The 19,844-nt window shown below is 59.5% G+C and carries 20 protein-coding genes; 7 read left to right on the forward strand and 13 right to left on the reverse strand.

Features of this window, described 5'->3' with window-relative positions; genetic code table 11:
- Window positions 1-60: 60 nt before the first annotated feature.
- Window positions 61-777: a hypothetical protein gene (locus ACZ5G6_RS18530; protein ID WP_498687172.1), complete on the forward strand. Its 717-nt coding sequence runs from the start codon at window positions 61-63 to the stop codon at window positions 775-777.
- Between the two features lie 58 nt (window positions 778-835).
- Here ACZ5G6_RS18530 and ACZ5G6_RS18535 read toward each other — a convergent pair whose 3' ends face one another.
- The 3 genes from ACZ5G6_RS18535 to ACZ5G6_RS18545 form a co-directional block, all read right to left on the reverse strand.
- Window positions 836-1,021, reverse strand: a complete 186-nt coding sequence (locus ACZ5G6_RS18535; RefSeq protein WP_498687173.1) for an SRPBCC family protein — start codon at window positions 1,019-1,021, stop codon at window positions 836-838.
- Window positions 1,022-1,035: 14 nt separating this feature from the next.
- Window positions 1,036-1,851, reverse strand: coding sequence for an Rv1352/Rv1906c domain-containing protein (locus ACZ5G6_RS18540; RefSeq protein ID WP_498687175.1), 816 nt, complete (start codon window positions 1,849-1,851; stop codon window positions 1,036-1,038).
- A 374-nt stretch (window positions 1,852-2,225) separates the two neighbouring features.
- Window positions 2,226-3,908, reverse strand: coding sequence for a sensor histidine kinase (locus ACZ5G6_RS18545; protein ID WP_498687177.1), 1,683 nt, complete (start codon window positions 3,906-3,908; stop codon window positions 2,226-2,228).
- Between the two features lie 213 nt (window positions 3,909-4,121).
- Here ACZ5G6_RS18545 and ACZ5G6_RS18550 point away from each other — a divergent pair, with 213 nt between their 5' ends.
- On the forward strand, window positions 4,122-4,895 hold the full coding sequence (locus tag ACZ5G6_RS18550) for a response regulator transcription factor (protein WP_498687178.1): 774 nt from the start codon (window positions 4,122-4,124) through the stop codon (window positions 4,893-4,895).
- On the opposite strand, the gene ACZ5G6_RS18555 is transcribed toward ACZ5G6_RS18550, so the two are convergent.
- The 10 genes from ACZ5G6_RS18555 to ACZ5G6_RS18600 form a co-directional block, all read right to left on the reverse strand.
- On the reverse strand, window positions 4,892-5,365 hold the full coding sequence (locus ACZ5G6_RS18555; protein WP_498687179.1) for an Hpt domain-containing protein: 474 nt from the start codon (window positions 5,363-5,365) through the stop codon (window positions 4,892-4,894). The two genes, ACZ5G6_RS18550 and ACZ5G6_RS18555, sit on opposite strands and share 4 nt — an antisense overlap.
- A gap of 118 nt (window positions 5,366-5,483) precedes the next feature.
- The gene (locus ACZ5G6_RS18560; protein ID WP_223934288.1) at window positions 5,484-6,368 is read right to left on the reverse strand and encodes a type II secretion system F family protein; all 885 of its coding nucleotides are present in this window, start codon (window positions 6,366-6,368) and stop codon (window positions 5,484-5,486) included.
- 8 nt (window positions 6,369-6,376) lie between these two features.
- Window positions 6,377-7,309, reverse strand: coding sequence for a type II secretion system F family protein (locus ACZ5G6_RS18565; RefSeq protein ID WP_498687181.1), 933 nt, complete (start codon window positions 7,307-7,309; stop codon window positions 6,377-6,379).
- Between the two features lie 7 nt (window positions 7,310-7,316).
- Entirely contained in the window at window positions 7,317-8,657 is a 1,341-nt protein-coding gene (locus ACZ5G6_RS18570) for a TadA family conjugal transfer-associated ATPase (protein ID WP_498691950.1), read from the reverse strand.
- 173 nt (window positions 8,658-8,830) lie between these two features.
- Window positions 8,831-10,027: a CpaE/TadZ family protein gene (locus ACZ5G6_RS18575; protein WP_498687182.1), complete on the reverse strand. Its 1,197-nt coding sequence runs from the start codon at window positions 10,025-10,027 to the stop codon at window positions 8,831-8,833.
- The gene (cpaB, locus tag ACZ5G6_RS18580; protein ID WP_223934292.1) at window positions 10,024-10,800 is read right to left on the reverse strand and encodes a Flp pilus assembly protein CpaB; all 777 of its coding nucleotides are present in this window, start codon (window positions 10,798-10,800) and stop codon (window positions 10,024-10,026) included. The genes ACZ5G6_RS18575 and cpaB overlap by 4 nt, the downstream gene beginning before the upstream one ends.
- A 32-nt stretch (window positions 10,801-10,832) precedes the next feature.
- Window positions 10,833-11,861 (reverse strand): Tad domain-containing protein, encoded by a 1,029-nt coding sequence (locus ACZ5G6_RS18585; protein WP_498687184.1) that lies wholly within the window; start codon window positions 11,859-11,861, stop codon window positions 10,833-10,835.
- Window positions 11,849-12,223, reverse strand: coding sequence for a TadE/TadG family type IV pilus assembly protein (locus tag ACZ5G6_RS18590; RefSeq protein ID WP_498687185.1), 375 nt, complete (start codon window positions 12,221-12,223; stop codon window positions 11,849-11,851). The genes ACZ5G6_RS18585 and ACZ5G6_RS18590 overlap by 13 nt, the downstream gene beginning before the upstream one ends.
- A gap of 88 nt (window positions 12,224-12,311) precedes the next feature.
- Entirely contained in the window at window positions 12,312-12,557 is a 246-nt protein-coding gene (locus ACZ5G6_RS18595; RefSeq protein ID WP_498687187.1) for a Flp family type IVb pilin, read from the reverse strand.
- A gap of 222 nt (window positions 12,558-12,779) precedes the next feature.
- Window positions 12,780-13,166: a hypothetical protein gene (locus tag ACZ5G6_RS18600; RefSeq protein ID WP_223934296.1), complete on the reverse strand. Its 387-nt coding sequence runs from the start codon at window positions 13,164-13,166 to the stop codon at window positions 12,780-12,782.
- Window positions 13,167-13,444: 278 nt separating this feature from the next.
- Here ACZ5G6_RS18600 and ACZ5G6_RS18605 point away from each other — a divergent pair, with 278 nt between their 5' ends.
- The 5 genes from ACZ5G6_RS18605 to ACZ5G6_RS18625 all read left to right on the forward strand — a co-directional run bounded on the left by ACZ5G6_RS18605 (window position 13,445) and on the right by ACZ5G6_RS18625 (window position 19,793).
- Window positions 13,445-15,049, forward strand: coding sequence for a sensor histidine kinase (locus tag ACZ5G6_RS18605; protein WP_498687189.1), 1,605 nt, complete (start codon window positions 13,445-13,447; stop codon window positions 15,047-15,049).
- 291 nt (window positions 15,050-15,340) lie between these two features.
- Window positions 15,341-17,026 (forward strand): amidohydrolase family protein, encoded by a 1,686-nt coding sequence (locus tag ACZ5G6_RS18610; RefSeq protein ID WP_498687191.1) that lies wholly within the window; start codon window positions 15,341-15,343, stop codon window positions 17,024-17,026.
- A gap of 96 nt (window positions 17,027-17,122) precedes the next feature.
- Window positions 17,123-18,046 carry an ABC transporter substrate-binding protein gene (locus tag ACZ5G6_RS18615; protein WP_223934299.1) on the forward strand — a complete coding sequence of 308 codons (924 nt, stop codon included), beginning with the start codon at window positions 17,123-17,125 and terminating at the stop codon, window positions 18,044-18,046.
- Complete coding sequence (locus ACZ5G6_RS18620; RefSeq protein ID WP_223934300.1) at window positions 18,043-19,017, forward strand: amino acid ABC transporter permease; 975 nt, start codon at window positions 18,043-18,045, stop codon at window positions 19,015-19,017. The genes ACZ5G6_RS18615 and ACZ5G6_RS18620 overlap by 4 nt, the downstream gene beginning before the upstream one ends.
- Window positions 19,014-19,793 (forward strand): amino acid ABC transporter ATP-binding protein, encoded by a 780-nt coding sequence (locus ACZ5G6_RS18625; protein ID WP_275959792.1) that lies wholly within the window; start codon window positions 19,014-19,016, stop codon window positions 19,791-19,793. The genes ACZ5G6_RS18620 and ACZ5G6_RS18625 overlap by 4 nt, the downstream gene beginning before the upstream one ends.
- Window positions 19,794-19,844: the final 51 nt, after the last annotated feature.

Raw genomic sequence — 19,844 nt, forward strand, 5'->3', positions numbered from 1 at the left:
CCCTCGGCTCCTCGAGCGCTGCCCCTTCCTGCTGCTGGTGCACTGCCGTAAAGTCAGGCCATGAATGCTTCGGCTTCCGACCCGGATCCAGTCCTCGATCCCACCGCCGGGTTCCGCCGCCGCAGCGCCGCGATCGCCCTGCCGGTCGCCTTCGTCTGTCAGCTAGTGTGCAATGCGATATATGCCGGCGTATCAACCTCGACCGGCCTCAGCGACACCGGCAGCTCCGCGGGTGGCCTCGAGCTGGCCGCTGCGGCCCCCGGCGCTTTGCTGGCAGCTGTCATGTTCGCTCTTGTCGGATCACTGGTGGCAGTTCTTGGGCTTCCCGCTGCGCTGCGACTGCTGCGTCCGGCCCGTCCGCGACTGGCCTTGTGGGCGGTGGCGCTTATGGTCGCCGGCTACATCAGCTACTTCGGCATTAGCTTCGCCAACCTCGACAGGATCGCCCTGGCCACGAGCGGCGTGGATGCGGCCGCCGCCCTGGATGCATCGCCCGCGGGGACGTGGGGCCAGCCGTTCTACCTGCTGTTCGCGATCGGCAATCTTATCGGCACGCTGCTGCTCGGCCTCGCGGTGATCCTGGCCGGCCGCGCCGTCGGGGTGCCGTGGTGGGCAGGCGCGCTCATCATCTGCTGGACAATCGGCCACGTCATCAACATCATCGTCGGCAACGAGTGGTTCGCCGTGGCCGGTGGCGCGCTCGAGATCGTCGGGCTCACGTTCGTGGCCGCGGCCGTGTGGCGTTCAACGAATGCGGACTGGGCGGCGCGGGGTTGACTCATGCGCTCGACGACCACTTTGCCGCCTACGGCCGCTTGCAGATTCCCGTGCCGCATTATCCGGGCGCTTCGAGCTGCTCTTTGAGCCGTCTTTGCCTCGCTGGGGCACCCCGCGCCGCGAGCTGACGTACGGCGGGCACGAGCGCCTTGCCGAAGCCGTGGCCTTCGAAATCGAGCTCGAAAGTCACCCGGGACCTTGCGCCGTCGTCGAGCGGTTCCACGTCAATACGCTGCAGAGACACGGGCTGGGTGGAGCCTACAGCTTCGCCCAGCCTCCGCAGCCTTCTGTTATCAGCCTCTGGCCCCTGACCAACTTCACCACGGGGAACCCGCTCGTCACAGCTCCTTCGGAGCTGTCACTACCGCTGCCCGGGCGCGTGATCTGCCAGTAGCAGGCGCCTGTAACTTCATTCATGGTTCGGTACGTTCCCGGGGCGATATCCTTCCCAACAATCCACGTCCCATCTTGGATAGTCCCGTCTTGGATAGTCCCGTCTTGGATGGTGCTCGCAGGTCCCGGAGCAGCGGTAGCCGCCGAATCACGGGCCGCTTCAGTTCCGGCAGCAATAACGCCCAGGAAAAGCGAGACCGCCCCGGCGACGGCAACCACTATCGCCGCCTGTTTACTTGGTAGCGCAGCCCAGGAGGGTCTCTTGAAAATGAGCGAATAGAGACCAGTGAGCAACGCTGCCAGGCCGATAAAGATCAGGATCGATTCGCCGTTGCCAGTCAGTGCATTGGCGAGGGCAAGTATGGCAAGCAATGCGCCCACGATCCAAAAGGACGGACCCAAGCGCTTGTTGGAACCGCTGGACCAATTTTCCCGCGCAGGATTCTGTGGGAAGGGCGGGGGCCCGAAGCCCGGAGGTTGGAAGGGCTGCTGGTAGTAGGGCTGGTACTGAAAAGGTGGCTGCTGGTACTGGTGTGGCGCTGGCGGAGCAGCGGGTGCCGCAAAGGGCTGCGACGACCAGTACGGAGGTGAGCCTGGCGGCGCGAAGGGCTGCGACTGTTGCAGCGGCCCCGCTGGCACGTCCGGCTGGCCGTAAGCCGGACCATCCGTGTCATTCGTCATCAATTCCCCCAATGAAAGTAACCGGCATTGCGCGTTCCTCGGCAGCTGGCACGACTACGCATCAGACTACGACATCGGGTCCGAACATCGTGGGCATTCCGGGACATCTTCCGGGCATGCCCGAACGCAATTGTCCTACCGACCGAAAAGGCGCGACGCCTAAACTGAGGAGGCACGAAGCAATCACGGTATGCGGGTTGTACGTGCTTAGGAACGGAGAGCGCCATGCTCAAGATGCTCATGTGCAAACTGAACTTGAGTCACGCCTGGCATGTGGAGTCGGCAGAAGATGGCAGCGGTCGTTATAGACGCTGCACCCGTTGCGGTAAGTACGATCGGGACTGGGACGGTAGCGGCTTTATGCACTGAACGGCCTATGCCTTCATGTTCTCCTGGGATGGGGTGGCCGGAAGCGAAACCGTAAAGGTGCTGCCTCTTCCCGGTTTACTGGTGCACGTGATGCTGCCGCCGTGTCGTTCCACAATGGACTTTGTGATGGACAGTCCAAGGCCAACCCCTGGAATCGCGGCCTGGCGGGCAGCGCCGGTCCGGAAGAAGCGTGTGAAAATCTTGGAGGTCTCCTCAGTGGTCATGCCCATGCCGGTATCTTGAACTTCCAGCTGGATCCATCCGTCGTTCCGGGCCGCCCGCACGGTAACCCGTCCGCCACCTGGCGAGTATTTGATGGCATTGGACACGAGGTTATCCAGGGCCTGTCCCAGCCTCAACGGATCTGCATCGGCCCACAGTGGTGAAGGTACATCGGCCACGAGGCCCACATTCGCAAAATCAGCCTGCGCATGGGCTGAGACCAAGCTGTTCTCAACCAGGCCCGCCACGTCAGTACGCCGTAGGTGGATGCTCTCCACTGCGGCGGCGGACATGAGCAGATCATCCACCAAAACGCGGAGCCGCTCGGCGTTGCGCTCGGCGACTTCCAATCGGGTGGTTGCCCTATCGGAAAGCTCTTCATCCCCACGGAGCACCAGGTCCAGGTTGCCCAGGATCGAGGTCAGCGGGGATCCGAATTCGTGCGAGACATTGGCAACCAGTTCGTCCTTGGCCGCGAGGGCCTGGACGACGTCGGTCACGTCACGGAACACGATGACGGCACCGCCGAACCCTTCGTCCACGCCATATTTCATGCTGCGAGCGGCGGTCGAAATGGCCCGCTGTTCGGCTCCTGTACCGAACCACACGAGGTAATCGGAATATGTTTCCCCCTGGACTGCCCTTTGAACAGGGCTCTTTTCCGGTGGAAGTGGCGTCAGCCGGTCTTGGCCAAAGATCAGGACTTCGTCCTTTGCCGGAGCCGCGCCGGGCCGGGCCGGAGTTGCCACGCGATCGAATTCTTTTTGTTGGGTGTTGGTCAAAAGCGTCTCGCCTTTGGAATCGACGGCGACAATTCCGACGTCGATCGTGTCCAGGATTGTCGCAAGCAGCATTTCGCGGTCCCTGCTGGCCGTGAGCAATTGCCGCAGAGCCTGGTCGCGCTGCCTGACACGTTGTTGCTGAATCCGGGCATTCGAGCCGGAGAGCCGGATGGTGATTGCCACCGCCAACATCACGAGAGGCAGGACGGTAACCGAGAACATGTCGGAGGACGGCGGTTTGGGCAGGTGCGAAATGAATGGCGGAAGTGCAATAACCAGAGGTCCCAGAAAACTGATGATGAGGCTTGACCTGGTTCGCAGGCCTGAGGCGGATAACCAGATCACAGGGAAAAGGGCAAGCACGCCAAGACCTGGTAATGAGCCGTAGGCACCACTTCGCGTGAATGCGAGGGCAACCAGATCCAGGACGGGGATGGCCAGGCTTGCGCTCGGCGCAAGTCGCTCCCACGGTACCAGGAAGCAAGTCACGAAAAGGATCCCGTGCATGAGGATTCCGGTGACAAACAACCCGTTCTGCATGAGATTTGGCCAAAGGGCAGGAGCAGAGACGAACAATCCTCCGACAACAAGAGTCAAAGGCAATTCGCAGACGGCTACCCGCGCCCTCGGCGTCAGTTGTCTAAAGATGCGGGCGGCTGTGCGAAGCAAAGGCTGCTCAGTCAAGGCAGAATCCTTCGTTTGGGGGACACGGACCAAATATCGTTTCGCGCCGATTCCGGGAAGAGCAGGGGGCGGAGCGTAAAACCGGAACGTTGGGACGGCGCATATTGCACATATTAGGTGCTATAAAACTTGAATGCTTGTATCGTACGTATTGGGTGACGCTTCCCGCATTGCGCTGGGCTTGCGGGGATGTGCGCCGACTCGAGGGAATCAATGAACGAGCCTGGGGTTGCTGTAGTCATTGAGGATGACGAAGACGTCCGGAACTTGGTGGGCGCCATCCTGAAAGAGGCGGGATTTGTGGTCCATTCCGCCGCCACTGGACGCGAAGGCGTCGAAGTTGTCCGACATCATCAGGCCGTTGCTGTGACACTGGACGTCGGGCTTCCAGACATGGATGGTCACGAGGTTTTACGGCGAATCCGACAATTCAGTGATGCCTATGTTGTCATGCTCACTGCACGCAAAGACGAACCGGACACCCTGACCGCTTTCCTGACGGGTGCGGACGACTACGTGAAAAAGCCGTTCCTGCCCCGCGAGCTAAGGGCCAGGGTCACTGCGATGATGCGACGCCCCCGCGTGGGCATTGGGTTGTCGTTGCCTGAGGATGCCGGCGACACTGGCTTGGTCCGTTCGAATGGACGCAATGATGCGGTCATTGAACACAATGGTTTGTCGTTGAATTACAAATCCCGGGCAGTTGCCCTTGATGGTTCTCCCCTGACCTTGACCAGAAGCGAATTCGATCTGCTGCTGGATTTGCTTCGCAACCCGGAGGAAGTGCGGACACGGGCTGACTTGGTTCGAGCTGCCCGTGGCGACTATTACGACGACGACGCTTATATCAGCGAGGCCGACGAACGGGCTGTTGAAACCCACATTGGAAATCTTCGCCGAAAGCTGCACGAAGACTCACAGTCTCCCCGGTTTCTGCAGACGATCCGGGGAGTCGGCTATCGCCTCGCCCCGAAAAGACCCGATTAGGAGATGGGATCCGGTTCCGCGCTTTCATTCCTCAGAACGTAGCTTTCCCTGAGCTCCGTGACAGTGCGCTGACCACACTCGGCAATCTCATCCAGGAGAGGCTGGGCATCGCGTAATTCGCCGTTCAGAATATGTTCCTCAAGTTGGGCTGCGAGAACCGAAAGGCGAACGCCGCCCACCATGGCGGAAGAGGTCCTGAGACTCAGGATCGTGTCCAGGGCTGCCGCTTCGTCACCACGCTCGACGGCGGCAGCGAGGGCTTCGTACCGTACTCGCCAGAGCCTGGCAAAGTCGCTTGCAAAATTGCGCGCTGTGCGCGGATCGCCCACCTGATCTTCAAGGAGTTGGAATTCCGCGAGGTCCAGTATCGGCCGTCCGGGGGCGATGGGCATCCATGTGGAGCCCTTCGCCTCGCCGGTACGGTCGGAGTCCCCACGCTCGTCGACCTCGCTGAAATCTGAACTGAACATAACTCGATGCTACTTCCTGAACTCAGATCTAGACCGATCTTGTGCTGATCTTGAGCAAATCCTCAGCGCCTCCTGATTTCTTGAGTTTCTTTCCAATACACAAATTGAGCATGCTGCTTCATCCACCACTGAGCGTTGTTATGGTGTTGATGACTGCCGGTCCCAAGATGGCAATAAACAGGACCGGAAAGATGAAGAACAGCAAGGGAAAGAGAATTGTTACCGGAAGCTTCATTGCCTTCTCTTCCGCCCGCTGCCGGCGCTTAACCCTCATGACCTTCGCTTGAACCTTCAGGACGCGGCTGATGGCAATCCCGTAGGTGTCTGCCTGGATAACCGCCTGCACAAAGCTTCGGAGTTCAGGAATATTGGTCCGTTGTGCCAAGGCAAGATAGGACTCGCGCCGGCTCCGACCAACCTGCATGTCCTGGAGTGTCCGTACAAGCTCCTCCGCCAGCGGTCCCTTGCCGTTTTCTCCCGCGCGAGCCATGGCTCCTTCGAAGCCCAAGCCGGCCTCGACGGAAATGAGCATTTGATCCATGGTGTTTGCGAGTTCCAGCTGTATCTTCTTCTGCCGTTCCTGACCTTTGCTGTAAAGCATCAGGTCCGGAATGAAATATCCCAGCAGCACAACAAAGATTCCCACAAGCTTGATGAGTCCACTCTGGCTGCTGGTAGTGATGAATAAACCGAAAATTGCGCCGAGAAGGCCAAGCGCCGGCTTGGCTGCGAGGACTCGGCCAAGCGGGAGCGAGGCGGGGCGCCCGGCCAACGACAGTAGTCTGTCCAGTTTCTGGACGTAACTTCCAGGGGTAAGCCTGTAGCCCAGTCGCTCCAAAGCCCCGCTCTTGCTTTGCTGCTCCACCTCAATGGCAATTTGACCCCGCGAGAGCAGCTCGCGGACTGCACGCGGCGTTCTACGATCAGCTGAAAGAAGGGACCACGCGAAATACGCACTCGGCAGGGGAACGAGCAATAAGGACAAAAGCAGGAAAGGGTGCAAGGTTCACCTCAAAACTTCAAGTCGATGATTTTGCGCATCCACAGACCACCAATGGTCATAAAGATGAGGGAAGCGGCTATCATGCCCCAACCGAGCGGATTCGTGAACATCACATTCATATAGCCGGGGTTGACGATCATGAGCATGATGACGATTCCCACCGGAAGAGCCATCAGAATGTAGGCGGAAAACTTTCCCTCTGCAGCGAGGGACTTGATGTGTCCTTTGATCTCGCTGCGTTCTCGAATGGTGTCGTTCACCTGGTCCAGCACGTCAGCAAGGTTCCCGCCCACCTCGCGGTTGATCTGGATCGCCTGGGCTATCCACACGAAATCCTCGTTCCGCATTCTCTCCGCAGTATCGTTCAGGGAGGCTTGCAAGTCCCTTCCCAGACTTGTCTCCGTGATGACCCTGCGCATTTCTTCCGATGTGGGGCTTACCGATTCCGTAGCAGCGGCATCGATGGCGCGCAGGATGCTGTGGCCAGCCCGTAGGCCACCGGAAAGCAACTGAAGTGTGTCGCCAAGCTGATCATCGAACTTGTCACGCCGTTTGCCCGCCCGGAACTTCAGGACCAGCCGGGCCACGAACGGCGCCAAAACACTGAGGAGAATGGCACCGATGATGCCGCCGACAACCAGCCCAATCAACGCGCCTACCACCGCGCCTGCAATCACCAGGACGATGAAGTCCGCTTGGCTCATTCGCACGCCGGCGTTGTCCAGCTCCTCGCGGTTGAAAAGCCGCACGTTTCGCTGTGTCAGCACACGATGAAGCGCGTCCGTTGTGGACCCGGTAAATCGAGTCAAGTGCGAACCGGGACCCAACTGAAAGGGCCTCCTCCGGTCCAAGGGGACCTCCGGAGCCTTCGGCAGAATAACGGCTACCCCGAAGAGCACGATAGCTGAGAGCATAAGGGCCAGTCCGGTGAAAAGCATCATGGTGCACTCACGTCCTTGGCGTCGACGTCAGCGGAGCGGCAAAAAGCTCGGGAGATACATGAATGCCCAGATCAGTGAAGCGATCGATGAACCGTGGACGGATACCCGTAGATACCGGCCTGCCAAGGAACATCCCGTGGGCATCGACCCCGGCCGAATAGTCGAAAACAAAGGCGTCCTGGAGGGTGACGATATCGCCCTCCATGCCTTGAACCTCAGTCACATGGGTGATGCGTCGCGTTCCGTCGCGGAGACGCGAAATTTGGATGATGAGATTCACGGCGGACGCGATCTGTTCACGGATTGCGCGCAATGGCAGGTCCATACCAGCCATAAGAACCAGTGTTTCAAGCCTGGCCACGGCGTCCCGGGGAGAATTCGAGTGCACAGTTGAAAGGGACCCGTCGTGCCCGGTGTTCATGGCTTGCAGCATGTCCAGCGACTCTCCCCCGCGGACCTCGCCCACTACGATCCTGTCCGGCCGCATACGGAGGGAGTTCCGGAGCAGTTCCCGGATAGTAACCTCGCCCTTGCCCTCTGTGTTCGGTGGCCGGCTCTCGAGCCTGACCACGTGCTGCTGTTGGATCTGCAGTTCCACTGCATCCTCAATGGTGACAATCCGGTTGTCCTCAGGAATAAAGGAAGACAGGACATTCAACAGCGTGGTTTTACCGGTTCCCGTACCGCCGGAAACAATAATGTTCAGTTTCGCTTTGACACAGGCGTTCAGGAGTTCGGCAATTTCAGGGGTAAGCGTGCCAAAATCGATCAGATTCCTGATGGTCAAGGGCACTTTGCTGAATTTCCGGATTGTCAGGGATGAACCGCCAACGGCAAGCGGCGGAATCACGGCGTTGACGCGTGAGCCGTCCTCCAACCGCGCATCGACCAGTGGGGATGACTCGTCGATCCGGCGCCCCACTTTGGAGACGATTCGTTCGATAACTCTTCTCAGATGATCTTCCGAGCTAAAGCCGGAATCAGTGAGCGTCAGCTTGCCTCGCCGTTCCACGTAAATCTGGTCCATCCTGTTGACCATGATCTCCGTGACCTCCGGATCATCCAACAGGCGTTGCAGTGGCCCGTAGCCCAGGACGTCGTCGGCCACATCGGCCACAAGCCGACTGCGCTCCTCAGGAGAGAGCGGCACCTTCTCAGAGTCGATGATCCTGGTCAGCTCTTCCCGGGCAGCCGTCCGCAGCTCCTGCTCACTCAACGTTGAGTCGTTGAACCGCGCACCCAGGCGCTCGAACAATGCGGTTGCTGCCCTTCGCTTCAGGGCAGCGAAGGCGTCTACGGGCTGCTGGGCCTTTGGCCTCGGAGCGTCCGGATGATCTGTCAGTTTCACCGAAGAGTGAGGTTTTACCGCGACCGTGGCCTTCGCCTGGAGGTTTGGCTTAGCCTGCTGTGCGGCCTGCGCGAAGGTGGGTTTCGTCGTCGTGAGTGGCTTTGGTCCTTGTCCAAGGGCAGCCGCTGAACCCGCGGATTTTTCCTCGGCGTCGTGCAAGCGTTCAGACAGCTTCACTGGACTACCACCCTTCTGTGCAGTTTTCGCTGGGACGAGGTCCGCCACGCGGGGTTGAAGCGTTCAACGAGATGGTTCAACCCTTTGACGGCTGGGTCCTTCGCCGCCTCTTGAAGCACAGGAATCCCCCGGTTTGTGGAGAGCGCCACTGCCTTCGAGCGGGGAATGCTGACATCAACAGGGGCGCCGACCGTTGATTCGACGTCCTGGACGGACAGCCCGGACTTGGAATCGGCCATGTTGAGCACTACATGGCGGGTTTCCGGGAGGAGGTTCAGCTTGCGAAGGATGTCCAACCCGGAACGTAGGCCCCGGACACTTGGCACATCCATGGCTGACACCCACACGGCGTCGGTGCACTGCTCCAGCGCCGCGAGGCCGATTTCAGGCAACCCTGGGGCTGTATCAACCACCACGTACTGGAACTCTTCAGCAAGTTGCCCAAGCAACCGGGCAACCTGTTCTGGAGTGATCTCATCCGCCTCAACAGGGTTTTTTGGCGCGCACAGCGCATAGATGCTCGCCGGATGCACGGTGAGGAAGGCCTTGAGCACCAGGGAATCCTGGCTGGCCGAGGGCGTGACCGCGTCAGTAACCGTGTGTTCCGGATTGAGGTAGAGCCCCGAGGCGACGTCCCCGAACTGCAAATCCAGATCCACGATCACAACGCTCATTGGAGCGATCTTGCCTAGCCCAACAGCGATGTTCGTGGCGATGGTGGTCTTACCCACACCCCCCTTGGGAGAAAAGACGCCGATTACCAGGCCCTTGGGTGCACCGGATGGCTTAGGTTCCGAGGTCCGCTGGCGGGTGGCGAACGACTGGCACGCGCGCTCCAATGTCACCCTGATCTCGGCCATGTCCGCGGCTGGGCTCATGATGTCCCGGATGCCGGATCGCATCGCTTGGAGAATAAAGTCTGGCTGCGGCTCGGAGACAAGAAGCACGCTGAGCTCCGGCACTTGAACATTAAGGACCGTGGCCAAGCGCATCGCATCCTCCGCGGGCACCTCCGGGCCCAGAATCAGCACCTCAAGTGGTTCCTGGTTGAGCGCGCCGAAGAGCTCGGCCGGGTCTACCGGCAGGACGTTGGTGAAGAACGTCTGCACAGATCCCGGGAGGCCGCCGGCAACGGCTTGACGCAACCGCTGATCAAATTCCGCGCTGGGGGTAATCAGGACAAACCGGCTCACTTGTACACCTCGCTCCGTTGGATGATTCTGGGTCCGCTCTCCTGTGCGTCCACGGGCTCCTTACTCAGCCAGATTTTGGCGAACTCGGAGGCGAAAACGATCTTGGCTGCGTCCGAATCGCCCACCGCCACAGTCAGGAGCAGGGAACCGGTGGGAAGTGCACTGTCCTTTGGATCAGCTGCCACGGCACCGGGACTTGGGCTGGGGCTGGGCTGCGCCGTGGCTGCTGGCTCGGGGGCCCGCTGCACTGCGGTCACAAGCACCTTGTGAATGGACAATTGGGTTGTTTCCTTATCCGGCTTGGATTCAATTCCACCGCTTTCCATGGAAATGAAGATCCCGATGTGGTCGCCGGGAACCACCCGACCCCCCACCACGCGCACGGGGTCCAGCTGAAACGAGACCTCCTGCATTCCGGCTGGCACAGCAACCTTCCCCGGAGTCTTCAGTGCCTCAGGGGCAACCAAGCGCTCGGCCACCAATGGTTCGCCCGGAACGAGGTCCACAGCGGCCACCTTGCCCGCCGAATCGCCCAGCGTCTTCAGTGCCGAGGCGGGGACAGAAGACTCCGGAAGCTGTTGGGCGGCCAGGGAAGCTTTCATGGCCTCTACCGGTGTGCCGGCGGGAATCGGAGCCTTGACCATCAAGACTTCAACAGGCGCAAGATTCTGGACAGCGCGTTGATCCGCGCCCTGCGCGTAGACGAACACGAGGATCACCCCTATGACCGCCAGCAGCGCTGCTGCCGATCCTGCCAATAAGCGTGATTTCACTTAACACTCCTGTGCTGAAAAAAATGGAAAGGCTAGTTGGTCAGGCGCACTACGGTGACTCCATTGGCATCCACAGGTCCCAATGAATAGCCATCCGCAAGCGATACATATTTGACGAATCTCCCCACAATCCCCCGGCAATTTCCCGTACAGGACAGCGAGGAGGAAACATAGGGACTCTCGTTATGGAAGGTGTCCGGTAGGCTGCTGCCGCCGCTGAACTTCCATCCCGTCACCTTGAAGGCTGCAAACGAGACCAAGTGGTAAATGGCTCCGCTGCCTGTGCCGGTAACGGAATTGAAGACCGGAAGCAGCACAATGATGTCTTTTCCGGCATTGATGCTGGCGGCCCACTTGTTGAGTGTGTTTGCACAGTTTGGCGGGACACTGTTCCCGGGAGCGCTGCCGCCTTCGCTCAGCGCCAGGTCAATGGTGCCACCGCACACCCCAGGATCCTGGACAGTCCATCCGAATCCGCCCTCTACTGCCGCGCCTGAAGGCCCGTAGTTGCAGCTGGGGTTGGCGCCGGTACCGTGAGCCTGCAAAAGCTGCTGGACACCGCCAACGTACCCTTGCACCTGGCAGATCGAAAACGCGAGGGGAAATGGAGTTGTTCCAGCACGAGGACTGCCCCACTGAACGGTCGAGGAAGCCACAACGTCCGCGGAATTCATGCCTAGGACACGGCCAAACACAAGCGAAACGGCATTTGGAGCGCCACCGGCTTGCTGGGAGCCGGCGGACACGGTTACCTTCCGGTTAGTCAGATCAAGGTTAACCGAGTTGATGTTTCCAAGGCCGTCCACAGCATTCTTGTTGGCCATGTCCTTGGCGATCTGGGACGTAGTCGAGCAATTCGGGTCACTGGTACTGGCGGCGCACTTCTCCGCCACGGCCAGGGCCGCGGCATCGGATCCATTCTGCGCTTGCGCCTTTTCCGAGTAGAGCATTCCAGCATCCACAGCGAGAGCGGCAAAGCCAAGCAGCGCCACCAGAATCAGAGCTATGAGGACCGCAACGGCCCCGCGTTCGCCGTCGTCATTGCCCTTTATCCGCCACATACCATCACCCCTACGCCTTGCATCGGGAACGGTCCTGCGATTCCCGTGAGGGTGCTGAGTGTGTACTTGACGGTGACGGACATCTGCGCGCCGGACGTGCAACTGGTGGCACTGAAGGTGAAGTTCGCATCTGCGAGCTTTGGATTCAGCGTTACAGCGGCGTTTTTCGCCGCGGTCCTGGCTGCCGATTGATCATTCGCGATCGACATCACGCGCACGCCCTCGCGGGCAGCGTTCGTGAGCGAGACCTGCGCGTTGTAGGCCCGTCCGAATTCCATGATCCCCAGAACCAAAAGGATCAGGACCGGTGCCAGCAACGCGAACTCGACCGCTACGGCACCCCGTTCTGAAGCCCTGTGCATGTGGATCTGCCTTCTTATCGAAAGTGGAAAGAGGAACGGGTGGGTGGGGCCACCGACCCACCCACCCGGGTACGCGCCGTGAGCAGGACTACTTTGAGCAGCTGCCAGCGACGCCCTGCACATTGCCCACGGTGGCTGTCGTAGCGGTCCAGGTGCCGCCCTTGACGGCACAGGCTGAGCTGTTGAAGGTCTCGACGAGGTTTCCGCCGAGCAGGGTTACGGCCACGATGATGACCACAGCGATGAGCGCAACCATGATGCCGTATTCGACGGCGGTAGCGCCGTTCTCTTCACGACGGGCACGGGATGCGATGGTGCGGAAGGTAGCAAACATTTTGAAAACTCCTGAGCGAGTTGGGGAGATGTGGGCTGGCCCGATACCAGCTCCCTCACAACGTAGCAACGGAGTGAACCCCATTTCGGAGTCCTTGGGACTTCTTGTGGAAAGCCTCTGGAACCTGCGGATTTCCTGCGCTAAACCTAGGAATTCCCTCGCTTTACCCACACAAAAATAAGGCCGTGCCCATCAGGGGCAAGGCCTTATTTTTCAGGTTACTCAGCCCATTGCGGGCGCAACTACGGGTGGTGGCGAGAGCTGCTTACGCGCCCACCGGGCCAACTTCTTGCCCTTGCCCTTCCACCAGTTGTCTTCATCCTTGTCGTAGTGCCAGCGGAAGATGATCATCACCAGCACGGCCATGCTCATGGCCACGTGAATCCACGACCAGTTGACCGCTTCAGCGAGCGCGCTGATCCCCATCACGAGGATGGACGGCACTGCCAAGGTCCTGAAAATCGTATTCGCCACGTACCGGGGGCGTGAACTGGGCACGGATAGCGCACGCACCATATCGAAGCACAGGCACACAACTACCATTATTTGTCCCACGGACATTAGGAGAAGCCCGGGCAGCGAGCCCGCGAACATTGCTGCCGATTCCATTCCTGTATTCAACGTAACCCCTCCAACAAACGTCATTTCAGATCCACTGTGCTCCATTGAATCGTCTGCAGGAGGGGCCGTCACGAGTAGTCGGTACTCGTTTCCGGCGGGCCCGACTACTTGCTTGCTTGCCTTGTACTTGGTCCTGGCATGGCGTAACTGACCACAAGATTGTGTGTTTCCCGGCCACCGCGCCTTCCCTTTGCTGCTCCGTCAATCACTATGCTTGGCAGCAGAGGACTGGTTTCCAATGTGGGCGGACGGAAAGGTGCTTGGCTATGGGGGATAGCGTTTTCTTGCCGTTGGAGGATTACTTCAGCAGAATCGGAACCCGCAAGGCGATTGTGTTGTGTCAGCTGCCCTTGATGGTCACCGTAACGCTGATAGTTTTCCTGGCGGTTCTCTTTAACCCCACCACCCTCTTGCACCCGGCCTTCTTCCTTGTCCTTTTCCTGCACGTCGTGATCCTGGCTGCATGCCTCGTTCTTCCATGGAACCGTCTTCCCCGTTGGAGTTTCGTCTTCATCCCCGTATCGGATTGCCTCGTTCTGGGACTCCTGCGTGAGGTGGGCGGACCGGTTCTCAGCGTTGTGGGACTAGTCATGGCTTTCCCGGTGATCTGGCTGTCGGTCAGCACCAGCAAAGTCCGCGTGGCCCTGGCTCTTCTGGCGCCCCTCTGCGCCACGGTTGCTTCGCCGTTCGTGTTGGGGCACGAGGTTGAACGGTCGGAGCTGATCCGCATGATTGTCTTTCCTGCCATCATGGCTGGTTTGGCCATCACCGGACATGTTGTTGCCCACGGGCTGATCAGGTACAGCGACAGGTTGGAGCGCAAGGACCGGGAATTAGTGCGGCTCCATGGTGCAACCAAAGAGCACGCCCAACTATTGGATACAGTCCTTGAAACGGTCAACGTTGGCGTCTGGGCAATGGACACAAACGGGGCCGACATTCTCACCAACCGTCGTCTTCGGGCCGACCGTACGTGGGTTCAGGAGTCGACGGAGGCGATCAACCCGTTCACTGTTGGGCCTCGTCAATCCGATGGAGAACCCGGAAATCCCGCGGATCTTGCGGTCCGGGGCGCAAGCTTCACCAACAGACTGGTCCGGGTAGGCGATGGGGAGAAACAACGGACCTTTTCGGCGGCCGCACGTCCGATCCTGGACGAAGCGGGCAAGCTGAAGGGTTCCATCATTGCTTTCACCGACGTCACAGCCCTGGTGAAGGCACAAACAGCCCGTGACAAGTTCGTCGCCACCATCTCCCACGAACTTCGGACTCCGCTAACGTCCATCCTCGGTTACTTGGAAATACTGGACGGCCAGCCAAATCCCGCGTTCATGGGCATCATCGAACGGAACGCGGAACGCCTGCTGACCCTTGTCAATGATTTGCTCCTTGTCGCATCCGAAGACCTGGAACTGCGTCGCCGGCCGACCAACGTCTCCGAGCTGCTTCAGGAGTCGGTTAGGAGCGCCCGGCCTTCGGCCGCCGCAAGAGGCATCGCGATTGCGGTGCAGATCCACGGCGACGTCGCTGCAGACGTGGACCCCGGTCAATTCTCCAAAGCCATTGACCAGTTGCTATCCAATGCGATCAAGTTCTCCCCCGAGGGCACCCGTGTGGTCATCGGTCTCCGGGGAAACAACGGCGAAGTAGAGCTCTCCGTCCGTGATCACGGAATCGGCATGACCGAACAAGAACAAGACGAAGCTTTCACCAAGTTCTTCAGAGCCGATCGGGCCCTGGAATCTGCAATACCCGGGGCAGGCCTGGGGCTGCCACTTAGCAAGGCCATCATCGAAGCCCACGGGGGAACGATCGGTTTGAACAGCCAGCCGGGTTCTGGCACCACTGTGACGGTCACTCTCCCCCGTTAGGTGCAGATCGAGTCTCCATTAGCTGCAGATCGAGCCTGTCCGCCAGGCAGCAGCCACCCTCCTCCATCAGTTTTGTGACGATCGTCATAATTTCACTATCTAGCCACGATAGACGAGTCGTGAGGCGAGCGCAAGATCCTCGTTGGTATGCCAAGACTCCCAACAGTTGGGACTGATTGCGGTAATCAGTGGATTTTTCTTGAACCTATTGACGCTCCGTTCGAGTTTGGTATACCGTCAGCGCTATTCGGCATCCACTTGACTGGATGCCTCGACGATGAGGGAAGACGAATGGCAGAAGTAGAAGTCGTTTCGAACCAGGCCGGAGCTGGCTGTGCCAACTGCGGAAGCGATGCGGGGCTCGAGGGAGAGAGCCGCACAGTCAGGAACCAGGCGGCTCAAACAGAGCTGTTGGAGGGCAAAGTCCAGCGCGAGTCTGCGCTGGCGACGATGAGAGGATTCGGAGCTGATGGCTTCCGCGACCAAAGCCGCCCACTGATCCTCGCCCCGAGTTGGCTTTTGGCGCACATCAATGACGAGATGGTCCTCCTGGCCGACCACGAGGTAGTGGTCAAAAACGGTCGCATCGAGGCAGTCAGGCCCCGCACGGGCAGCACTGACGAGCGCGTGGATATGCCGGGACAGCTACTCCTTCCCGGGCTGATCTCCATGCACAGCCATGTGGCTGGAGGAGCAGCCACTCGAGGCTATGTTGAAGGCAACCTGACCCCTATGAGCAAGGGAGCGCCGCTGCGGCAGGGGCGCCAATTCCTCAAAGCCATGGTGCTCCTTGAAGACCTTCCGGACGAAGATCTGGACACTATGACCGCATTGAACCTGGCTGAAATTCTTCGCGGCGGCTGCACCACGCAAGTGGAAATGTCCAAGGGCCTCCGCTCAATGCAGTCATACGTCCGGGTTGCACGCGAGTTTGGGATCCGCGGCTACCCCTCGGGCGCCGTCCCGGGAATGAAGCGAATCCTGCCCATATGGAAACGCGGGACGGACGATCAAGCGTTGTTCGATTCCGTACCCGAAACCCTGGCGGAAATCCAAGAGAACCTGGACTACGCCCGCACCATCAACGGAGTTGACGATGGTCGAATCCTTCCGATGATGGCGCCGGCAACCAACGCAGTGCACACACCGGAAACCTTTGCCGCAATGAAGTCGGCAGCACAAGAGCTGCACGGACTGCACATTCACCTTCAAGCCGGATATGGCCGGGCGCCTCAGCCCGACAAGGTAGCAATGAACAGGCTGTGGGGACAGGATGAAATACCGTGGCTGCATAGCATGGGCATCTTCGATGGTTCCGTGCGCGTCTTCGGCGCCCATCTGCTGGGTATCGACTTTGAGCGTGACCTCCCCCTTCTGGCGAACTCCAGCTTCACGTTTGCCAACTGCCCTTCCGGCACGGGAGCGGGAGTAACGCCGGCGCAGTGGCCGTGGCCGGAAGTACTGGGAGCGGGCGTCAATTCCGGTATCGGTTTGGACACCCACTCCAACGACTACATCGAGAACCTGAAGATGGCCGTCATCTACGGTCGCATCCGCGCCGATTTCCTCGGCGATTCCACGCCTGTGCCCATGGTCCGCCCATCCATTTGGACCGCCGTCGAGGCAGCCACGCTTGGCGGAGCGAGGGGACTTGGCCGTGAAGATCTCGGCCGCATCGCCGTGGGAGCGAAAGCAGACCTGACGAGCATCGACGTCAGTGGCATGTTCGTCGGCGTCGGGACCGTGCCGCGCGAACCGCTGAACCACCTCATGTACGCCAACGGGCTCTCTGTCAGGAATGTCATGACAGATGGCCAGTGGCAGGTCCGCGACGGCGCCCTGACTATCGTTGACGAGGCCGCCCTGGTCCATAAAGCCGGCAAGGTCGTCCAAAGAATCTGGGACCACATGGCAGCTGACGGCGTGTTTGTCGACGAGCCCCGCAGCGACCTGATCCCGGCCGCTTCCATCCGCTAAACGCTCCCCACACCACCCGCGGCCCACGTCCCGGGTTATTCCGTGCTGCCCATTTTTGACCATGTAGTTCCCTTCAAATTATTAGGAGATAGATCAATGAAGAACTTTGCTCCCCAGGTATCTGAATGCTGGAAAAAGGTCGCTGTAACGACAGTTCTCGTCGGCATACTTGCAAGCACCGCCGCCTGTGGTGGCGCCGCACAGCCGGCTACGAAGGTGGAACCGGCAGCAAGCGGTAATGCCTCCCTAAGTGACCTGCTTCCCGCAGACGTCAAAGCAAAGGGCTCGATCACCGTCGGCACCCAGCCGGACTTTGAGCCCGCCAACTACACACCCATCGGCGAAGACGGCGTCAAAGGCTTCAATATTGACCTGATGGATGCCATGGCTGCCAAGCTGGGCCTAAAGGTCACGTACCAGAAAGTCCCCTTCGACCAGCTTCTGGTGGGCGTGCAGAACGGCAAGTTTGACGCCTCCATTGCTGGAATGACGGACCGTCCCGGGCGCCAGGAAAAAGTTGATTTCGTGGATTACCAGGTGGCAGGAACCGTCTTCATGGTGGCCAAAGGCAACCCCAAGAAGATCACCAGCGAGGTAAACGGCGGCTGCGGAATCAAGATTGGCGGGGTCAAGGGCAACGACGATGAACGCTTGGTCAAACTGATGGCTGAGGCGTGCACCGCCGAAGGTAAGCCCGCCCCGGAACTGGTGACCTTCCCCACTGGAAGCGATAAAAACCTGGCTCTTACCTCCGGACGTGTGGATGCGATGTTCTGGCCCGACATGGCCGTGTCTGTGGTGCAGAGGGAGACCGGCGGAAAGCTGGAGTCCGTGCCAGTGAACTTCGAGGCAAAAGTCTTCCTCGGCATGATCTTCAACAAGCAGGCCCCGCAGCTGCGCGATGCCTTCCTGAAGGCAACAGAAGCCATCCACGCCGACGGCACCTATGACGCGATCCTGAAGAAATGGGACGTTGCCGTCATTGACCTGCCGAAGCCCGGAATCAACCTGGCCAAATGACCACTGAGAATGGAGCGCTGACGAAAATGGGTTCGGCAGCCAAAACCCCCATAACAATTCCCCGGCACAATCCCGATCAACCCGTGGTGGCCTTCAAAGAAAAGGCGAAAAGGCGAAAGCCGTATGGTCAATGGGCCACTGCAGCCCTGATCCTCGCAACCATTGGCGCGTTCTGCTGGACGCAGGCCGGCAATGAAAAGCTCGACTGGGCCAGCGTGGGCCAGTTCATGTTCCATCCAGCCATCCTCAAAGGCATAGCGGTCACGTTGGAACTCGCCGTTTTCAGCATGCTGATCTCGGTGGTTCTCGCCTTCGGCGTAGCCCTCATGTGCCAGAGCAGAAATCGTGTGGCGTCTGCAGTGGGCAAGCTTTATGTCTGGTTCTTCAGAGGCGTCCCCCTGCTTGTGCAGATCCTCATCTGGTTCAACCTGGCCGTGCTCTATCCCACCATCCTGGGCACGGACACGAACCAATTGATATCAGGCTTCACCGCAGGCCTTTGTGCGCTCTCACTGGCCGAATCCGGCTACATGGCCGAGATCATCCGAGGCGGCATTATCTCCGTCAACAAAGGCCAAACCGAGGCCGGACTGAGCATTGGCCTCACCCGGGGACAGGCACTTCGACGCATCGTGTTGCCCCAGACCATCCGGGTGATCATTCCGCCCACCGGCAACCAATTCATCGGACTGCTCAAGGCAAGCTCGTTGGTTTCGGCTATCGGCGGCAGCGATCTGCTCACGCAAACCCAGCTGATCTACGGACAAAACTTCAAGATCGTTCCCCTGCTCATCGTCGCCACAGCTTGGTATCTCATCCTGGTCAGCATCGCCAGCGTGGGCCAATACTTCCTGGAGCGGAAGTTCAACCCGGACGGAGCGTCGGGGATGTCTTTTCGGCAACTCTTCACAGGCCGCGCAGCGGTGGCCCAACAGCAAACCCCACTCATCCAAAAGGCAGGAACGTCGTGACGGTACTTCAAACCCAGTCACCGTTGTTGGTGGCTCAGGAAATCAACAAGTGGCTTGGACGTAACCACATTCTTCGCGGAGTGGACATGACGGTGGAGCCCGGTGAAATTGTCTGTGTCCTCGGCCCCTCAGGCTCCGGCAAGAGCACGCTGCTGAGGTGCATCAACGGGCTCGAAGCAATCGAGTCCGGCACCATCAACGTAGGTGGCGACCGCGTGGGCTTCAAGACGCACAAGGGACAGCTGTACGAACATACCGAACAAGAGGCCGCGAAAATGCGCCAGAGGATTGGAATGGTTTTCCAGCATTTCAATCTTTTCAACCACATGACGGCCCTGCAAAACGTCACCTATGGTCCGCGACGCGTCCTGGGACTGCCCAGGGCAGAGGCAACCAAGCAGGGACTCGACGCCCTGGACAAGGTTGGCTTGGCCTTGAAACGGGACTCCTACCCTGCCCAACTATCAGGGGGACAGCAGCAACGCGTGGCAATCGCCCGCGCCCTCGCCATGAAGCCGCAACTGATGTTGTTCGACGAACCCACCAGCGCCTTGGACCCTGAATTGGTGGGGGACGTCCTGGCGGTCATGAAGCGGGTTGCCGAGGAAGGGATGACGATGATCATCGTCACCCACGAAATCGGATTCGCCCGGGAGGTCGCGGACAGAGTGGTGTTCATGGATGAAGGCCGGATTGTGGAATCAGGACCGGCGGCGCAGGTACTCGACAATCCGTCCAATGAGCGGACAGCCAATTTCCTTCGCCACGTCAAGTGAAAGCGTGGGGTCCGGCAGCGCCCGGACCCCACGCCACCAGAACAGGAACAC

The organism is Arthrobacter sp. TmtSoilC51, assembly GCF_055388015.1.